The 6,438-nt window shown below is 65.7% G+C and carries 7 protein-coding genes; 5 read left to right on the forward strand and 2 right to left on the reverse strand.

Features of this window, described 5'->3' with window-relative positions:
- Positions 1-550 (forward strand): DNA-binding protein WhiA (gene whiA, locus WBB07_RS26360; RefSeq protein WP_526312162.1); only part of this gene is annotated, 550 nt, incomplete at its 5' end.
- Between the two features lie 42 nt (positions 551-592).
- On the opposite strand, the gene ligD is transcribed toward whiA, so the two are convergent.
- Positions 593-1,486: a non-homologous end-joining DNA ligase gene (gene ligD, locus WBB07_RS26365; protein ID WP_526312164.1), complete on the reverse strand. Its 894-nt coding sequence runs from the start codon at positions 1,484-1,486 to the stop codon at positions 593-595.
- A gap of 161 nt (positions 1,487-1,647) precedes the next feature.
- Between ligD and gap the strand changes: the two genes are divergently transcribed.
- The 4 genes from gap (at position 1,648) to secG (ending at position 5,125) form a co-directional block, all read left to right on the forward strand.
- Complete coding sequence (gene gap, locus WBB07_RS26370) at positions 1,648-2,670, forward strand: type I glyceraldehyde-3-phosphate dehydrogenase (protein WP_526312166.1); 1,023 nt, start codon at positions 1,648-1,650, stop codon at positions 2,668-2,670.
- Positions 2,671-2,679: 9 nt separating this feature from the next.
- Positions 2,680-3,903, forward strand: coding sequence for a phosphoglycerate kinase (locus tag WBB07_RS26375; RefSeq protein ID WP_526312168.1), 1,224 nt, complete (start codon positions 2,680-2,682; stop codon positions 3,901-3,903).
- A gap of 8 nt (positions 3,904-3,911) precedes the next feature.
- Positions 3,912-4,697 (forward strand): triose-phosphate isomerase, encoded by a 786-nt coding sequence (tpiA, locus tag WBB07_RS26380; RefSeq protein ID WP_526312170.1) that lies wholly within the window; start codon positions 3,912-3,914, stop codon positions 4,695-4,697.
- A 194-nt stretch (positions 4,698-4,891) separates the two neighbouring features.
- Entirely contained in the window at positions 4,892-5,125 is a 234-nt protein-coding gene (gene secG, locus WBB07_RS26385) for a preprotein translocase subunit SecG (RefSeq protein WP_526312172.1), read from the forward strand.
- A gap of 65 nt (positions 5,126-5,190) precedes the next feature.
- Here secG and WBB07_RS26390 read toward each other — a convergent pair.
- Positions 5,191-6,438 (reverse strand): DUF222 domain-containing protein (locus tag WBB07_RS26390; protein ID WP_526312174.1); only part of this gene is annotated, 1,248 nt, incomplete at its 5' end.

Below are 6,438 nucleotides of genomic sequence, written 5' to 3' on the forward strand. Positions count from 1 at the left end.
GTCCTCGGCGCTCGAGGTCAGCTGCCCGGGACCCGAAGCAGCCCTGGCGCTGGTGGGCGCCGCACGGCGCCTCGGGGTGAACGCCAAAGCCCGCGAAGTGCGTGGGGCTGACCGGGTGGTGGTGCGCGACGGCGAAGCCATCGGCGCCTTGCTGACCCGGATGGGCGCACAGGACACCAGGCTGACGTGGGAAGAACGCCGGATGCGCCGTGAGGTGCGGGCAACGGCCAACCGGCTGGCCAACTTCGATGACGCCAACCTGCGACGGTCAGCGCGCGCGGCCGTGGCAGCCGCGGCCCGGGTGGAGCGGGCACTGGCCATTCTGGGCGACACGGTGCCCGGACATCTGGCGACGGCGGGCAAGCTGCGGGTGGAGCATCGGCAGGCTTCCCTGGAAGAGCTCGGCCGACTTGCTGATCCACCGATGACAAAAGACGCTGTGGCAGGCCGTATTCGGCGACTTCTGTCGATGGCGGACCGCAAGGCCAAGCAGGATGGGATCCCTGACACCGAATCCGCGGTGACGCCCGATCTGCTCGAGGACACCTGATCTCTCGAGGACACCTGATCTGAGGTTGCGCGCTGAGCAGGCTCAGCGCAACCGGGTCAGTTTGTCCCTGGCCCGGTCCAGGCCGTGCGCGCGGCGCCGCATGCCGTGCCACGCGTCACCCCGGCGCGACAGCCGGTTGCCGATGTTCTCGACGGTGAATTCGCCGGGGGACACCCCGGCGACCTCATACCATTCGATGGGCGCGGCCACCGGTGCACCGGGCAACGGACGTACCGCGTACGGGGGCACCGCCGTCTGGCCGTACCCGTTGCGGGCCACATCGATGTAGACCTTGTCGCCGCGATCGTCCTTGCGGTGCTCGGTGGTCAACAGGTCGGGGGCGCGGCCCACCAGAACGTCGGCAACCTCGGAAGCAAATTGTCTTGTCTCATTGAATGACTCACGTTGACGCAGCGGGACCACCACGTGATAGCCCCGGGAACCGGTGGTCTTGACAAACGATGTCAGCCCCAGTTCGTCGAGGATTTCGCCCGTCATGCTGGTGGCGGTTTGCACCTTGTCGACGTCGTCGTCGACCGAGGGGTCCAGATCGAACATCAACTGGTCCGGACGATCGAGGGCCTTGGCCCTGCTGAGCCAGGCATGCGGGGTGATGCAGCCCTGGTCGGCCAGGTACACCAGGGAGCGTTGGTCGCTGATCACCACTTGAGACTGCATGTTGTCGGCGGTTTCGACTTTGACGGTGTCCACCCATCGGGGGAAGTGGGCGGGCGCCTTCTTCTCATAGAACCCCGCCTCGCCGATCCCATCGGGAAAGCGCTGCATGCTGATCGGCCGATCCGCCAAGTACGGCAACATCGTCGAAGCCACCGATTGGTAGTACTTGGCCAATCCGAGCTTGGTCAGGGCAAAGCCGTCCGGGGAGCCGAACAGTTCCTTGTCCGGGTTGGAGATTTCCACTCGCGCGACAATCACGAGGGTCACATACCCGGCTTTACTGAAGAGATCACTTTCAACAGCGTCAAAAATTCGCGCGTCCCAGCCGGGCTCTGCACGGGACCAACCCGCACAGCGCTGGACGCGCACCATTAGGCTGACTGCCGAGCACTGCACGAAGCGGACCTAGGGAGAAACAAGTGACCATCCGGGTAGGCGTGAATGGCTTCGGCCGTATCGGACGCAACTTCTACCGGGCCCTCGCGGCGCAGAAGGCCGCAGGCAACAGCGCGGACATCGAGATCGTGGCCGTCAACGACCTGACCTCGAATGCCACGCTCGCACACCTGCTGAAGTTCGACTCGATTCTCGGTCGCCTCGACGCCGAGGTGAGCCTCGAGGGCGAGGACACCATCGTCGTCGGCGACCACAAGATCAAGGCGCTCTCGGTCAAAGAGGGTCCGGCGGCGCTGCCGTGGGGTGACCTCGGTGTCGACGTCGTCGTCGAATCGACCGGCATCTTCACCAAGCGTGACAAGGCGCAGGGCCACCTGGACGCCGGCGCCAAGAAGGTCATCATCTCGGCGCCCGCGAGCGACGAGGACATCACCATCGTGCTCGGCGTCAACGACGACAAGTACGACGGCAGCCAGAACATCATCTCCAACGCGTCGTGCACCACGAACTGCCTCGGGCCGCTGGCCAAGGTCCTCAACGACGAGTTCGGCATCGTCAAGGGCCTGATGACCACCATCCACGCCTACACGCAGGATCAGAACCTGCAGGACGGGCCGCACAGCGACCTGCGCCGCGCCCGCGCCGCCGCGATCAACATCGTGCCCACCTCGACGGGTGCCGCCAAGGCCATCGGCCTGGTGCTGCCCGAGCTGAAGGGCAAGCTCGATGGGTACGCCCTGCGGGTGCCGATCCCCACGGGTTCGGTCACCGACCTGACCGCTGAGCTGCGCAAGTCGGCGACCGCCGACGAGATCAACGCCGCGTTCAAGGCCGCCGCCGACGGACCGCTCAAGGGCATCCTCAAGTACTACGACGCACCGATCGTCTCCAGCGACATCGTGACCGACCCGCACAGCTCGCTGTTCGACTCGGGTCTGACCAAGGTGATCGACAACCAGGCCAAGGTCGTCTCCTGGTACGACAACGAGTGGGGCTACTCGAACCGCCTGGTCGACCTGGTCGGCTTGGTCGGCAAGTCGCTGTAACTCGCGGTCATGGCGATCAAATCTCTGTCTGACCTGCTCGCCGAAGGGGTTGAGGGTCGGGGTGTGCTGGTGCGCTCCGACCTCAACGTCCCCCTCGACGAGGGGAAGATCACCGACCCGGGCCGCATCATCGCCTCGGTGCCGACGATCAAGGCGCTGTCGGACGCCGGTGCCAAGGTCATCGTGGCCGCACACCTCGGCCGGCCGAAAGGCGAACCGGATCCCAAGTTCTCGTTGGCTCCGGTGGCTGCCGCACTCAGCGAACAGCTGGGCCGGCACGTGGTGCTGGCCGGCGACGTGGTGGGTACCGACGCGCTGGCCCGCGCCGAAGGCCTGACCGACGGTGACGTGCTGTTGCTGGAGAACATCCGCTTCGATCCGCGGGAGACCAGCAAGGACGACGGCGAGCGACTGGCGCTGGCCAAGGCGCTGGCCGAGCTGGTGGACGACCCGGGCGGTCGCGAGGCGGCCTTTGTCAGCGACGGCTTCGGGGTGGTGCACCGCAAGCAGGCGTCGGTGTACGACATCGCCACCGTGCTGCCCGCCTACGCCGGCGGCCTGGTGGCCACCGAGGTCGACGTGTTGGCGCAGTTGACCAGCTCGAGTGAGCGCCCGTATGCCGTGGTGCTCGGCGGCTCGAAGGTCTCCGACAAGCTCGCGGTCATCGAGAACCTGGCCGGCAAAGCCGACAGCATCATCATCGGCGGCGGCATGTGTTACACATTCCTTGCTGCACAAGGTGTTTCAGTGGGCGATTCGCTGTGTCAGGTCGAGATGATCGAGACCTGCAAGAAGCTGCTGGAAGACTACGGCGACGTCATCCACCTTCCGGTGGACATCGTGGTGGCTGAGAAGTTCGCCGCGGATTCACCGCATGACACCGTGGCCAGCGGTCAGATCCCAGACGGCAAGATGGGTCTGGACATCGGCCCCGAGTCGGTCAAGCGCTTCGCCGCTCTGCTGTCCAACGCCAAGACGGTGTTCTGGAACGGCCCGATGGGTGTGTTCGAGTTCCCCGCATTCGCCGCGGGCACCAAGGGCGTGGCCGAGGCCATCATCGCGGCAACCAGCAAGGGAGCGTTCAGCGTTGTCGGCGGTGGCGATTCCGCCGCCGCAGTACGCCAGCTCGGGCTGCCCGAAGACGGCTTCTCGCACATTTCCACCGGCGGCGGCGCCTCGCTGGAATACCTTGAGGGCAAAGAACTGCCCGGCATTTCCGTCCTCGAGACCTAGGAGAACCTGTGGCGCGTAAGCCGCTCATCGCCGGCAACTGGAAGATGAACCTCAACCACTTCGAGGCCATCGCCCTGGTGCAGAAGATCGCATTCTCGTTGCCGGACAAGTACTTCGACAAAGTCGATGTGACGGTCATCCCGCCGTTCACCGATCTGCGCAGCGTCCAGACGCTCGTGGACGGTGACAAGCTGCGCCTGACCTACGGCGGTCAGGACCTCTCGCAGCACGACTCGGGTGCCTACACCGGTGAGATCAGCGGCGCGTTCCTTGCCAAGCTGGGCTGCACCTTTGTGGTCGTCGGGCATTCGGAGCGTCGCACCTACCACCACGAGGACGACGCTCTGGTCGCTGCCAAGGCGGCGGCCGCACTCAAGCACGGGCTCACTCCGATCGTCTGCATCGGTGAGGGACTCGAGGTCCGTGAGGCCGGTAACCAGGTCGAGTACAACGTGGCCCAGCTGAAGGGATCGTTGGCCGGGCTGTCCGGCGAACAGATCGCTTCGGTGGTCATCGCCTACGAACCGGTGTGGGCGATCGGCACGGGTCGGGTGGCCAGCGCCGCCGACGCGCAGGAAGTCTGCGCGGCGATCCGGGCCGAGTTGGCCGAACTGGCGAACAAAGCGGTCGCCGACTCGGTGCGGGTGCTTTACGGCGGCTCGGTCAATGCCAAGAACGTCGGTGAAATTGTCGGCCAGTCCGACGTCGACGGTGCGCTGGTCGGTGGTGCGTCTTTGGATGGCGAGCAGTTCGCCACCCTGTCGGCGATCGCCGCGGGCGGACCCCTGCCGTAGGTAGTGCACTTTTGCCGTAGGCAGGGTTCGAGACGTGGCGTGGTGTTGTGGCCGCGGGCGGACCCCTGCCGTAGGTAGTGCACTTTTGCCGTAGGCAGGGTTCGAGACGCGGCGTTGTGATGTGGCCGCGGGCGTGGTTCCTCTGCTGACCGGTCGTTTTCACGCCTAAATCCCCACGATGTAAGGTGTCCACCATGGAATTGGCTCTGCAGATTGTCCTGATCGTCACCAGCATGCTGGTGGTGCTTCTGGTACTGCTGCACCGCGCCAAGGGCGGCGGCCTCTCGACACTGTTCGGCGGTGGCGTGCAGTCCAGCCTGTCCGGCTCGACCGTGGTGGAGAAGAACCTGGACCGGCTCACGCTTTTTGTGACCGGCATTTGGCTGGTCTCGATCATCGGCGTTGGGCTGCAGATCAAATACGGCTAGACCGACCCTGAGCTCGTTACGCCGCCGGATGGTAGTCACCATCCGGCGGCGTTTCTCTTTTTGCATCAGCAGCTCAGGGGTCGTCTTCGTCGTGGTTGCCGAGTAGTTCTTCGGGGTGGTGGAACTGGTTGGTTCGGGGTGCTTCGGTGTTGTCGGTCCAGGCGAGGCGGCCGGTTTTGGTGATTTCGGTGTGGTAGGTGGCGTTGGTGGCGCCGCGGTGGTGGGGGCCGCAGCTGAAGTGGAGTTGGTCGGCGTTGGTGGGGGCGCCGGTGTTCCAGTCGGGGGTGTGGTGGACTTCGCACTGGTCGCCGGGGGTGGTGCAGTTGGGGGCGGTGCAGCCGCGGTCGCGGGCGTAGCAGAGGATGCGTTGGTCGGTGCTGGCGGTGCGTCGTGATCGGCCGAGGTAGAGCGGCCGGTCGGAAGTGGTCTTCGAAGACGGCGAGGTAGTGGATCGCGTCGGCGGCCATTCTGATGAGGTCGCGCATGGGTAGGCGGGCTCCGCTGCCGGTGCGGGCGGGTTTGGGCATCGGCAGGTTCGGGTCCAGGGATGCGTGGGCGGCTTGTTCGAGTTCGGCGACGGTGGTGGTGGCGATGACGGTGACGGGGATGCCGCGGTGGGTGCCGAGGTTGCCGGATTCCAGTGCGGTGCGAAGTCCCCAATTGAGTGCGTCGTGGAGGCGTTGGCCGGGGGTGCGGGTGTCGGTGGCGGCGTCGACGACGGTGTGTCCGGCCCCGGGTAGGTGGTGACCGGGACGCACTGCGGCGCCGATGGCTTCGAGGTGGGCGCGTGCTTCGGGGGTGAGGTTGCCGGTGATCTTGCTCATGCCGTCGGGGCCCTGTTTGTGCAGGGTCAGGTAACTGGATGCGGTGCGGTCGGCGTCGTCGAAGATGCCGTCGGGGTTGTAGACATCGCTGAGGGTGTGACCGATCTGGGTGACAAATGCTGAATCTTGGGTCCGGGCATGCCGGACCAGATCAGCTTCGGCTCGTGCCATATCGTCGGGTGACACACAGTTCGGTAGCGCGTCGAGGGCTTTTTGTACTTTTTGGATGTGGTCCTCGCCGAGGGCGCCGTCTTCCACGGCGGCGGCCAGCGCTTCGAGTTCGGGGGGCCGGGGCGGGCCGGTCAGCGACGGCCGCGGCCGGATCCGGGCGGCCAGTTTCATCCGGCGGGTCACTTCAGCGGCGGTGATGCGTAGCCGGTGCCGGAGCAGATCTTTGACCTTGATGCCTGGCGGTAGCGCGGGGTCTTGCACGCCGTCGGGTGGTTCGGCGATCTCACCGAAGATCCGATAGGTGAGTCCGAGGGTGAC

The organism is Mycobacterium sp. (assembly GCF_049647605.1).
GTDB lineage: Bacteria > Actinomycetota > Actinomycetes > Mycobacteriales > Mycobacteriaceae > Mycobacterium.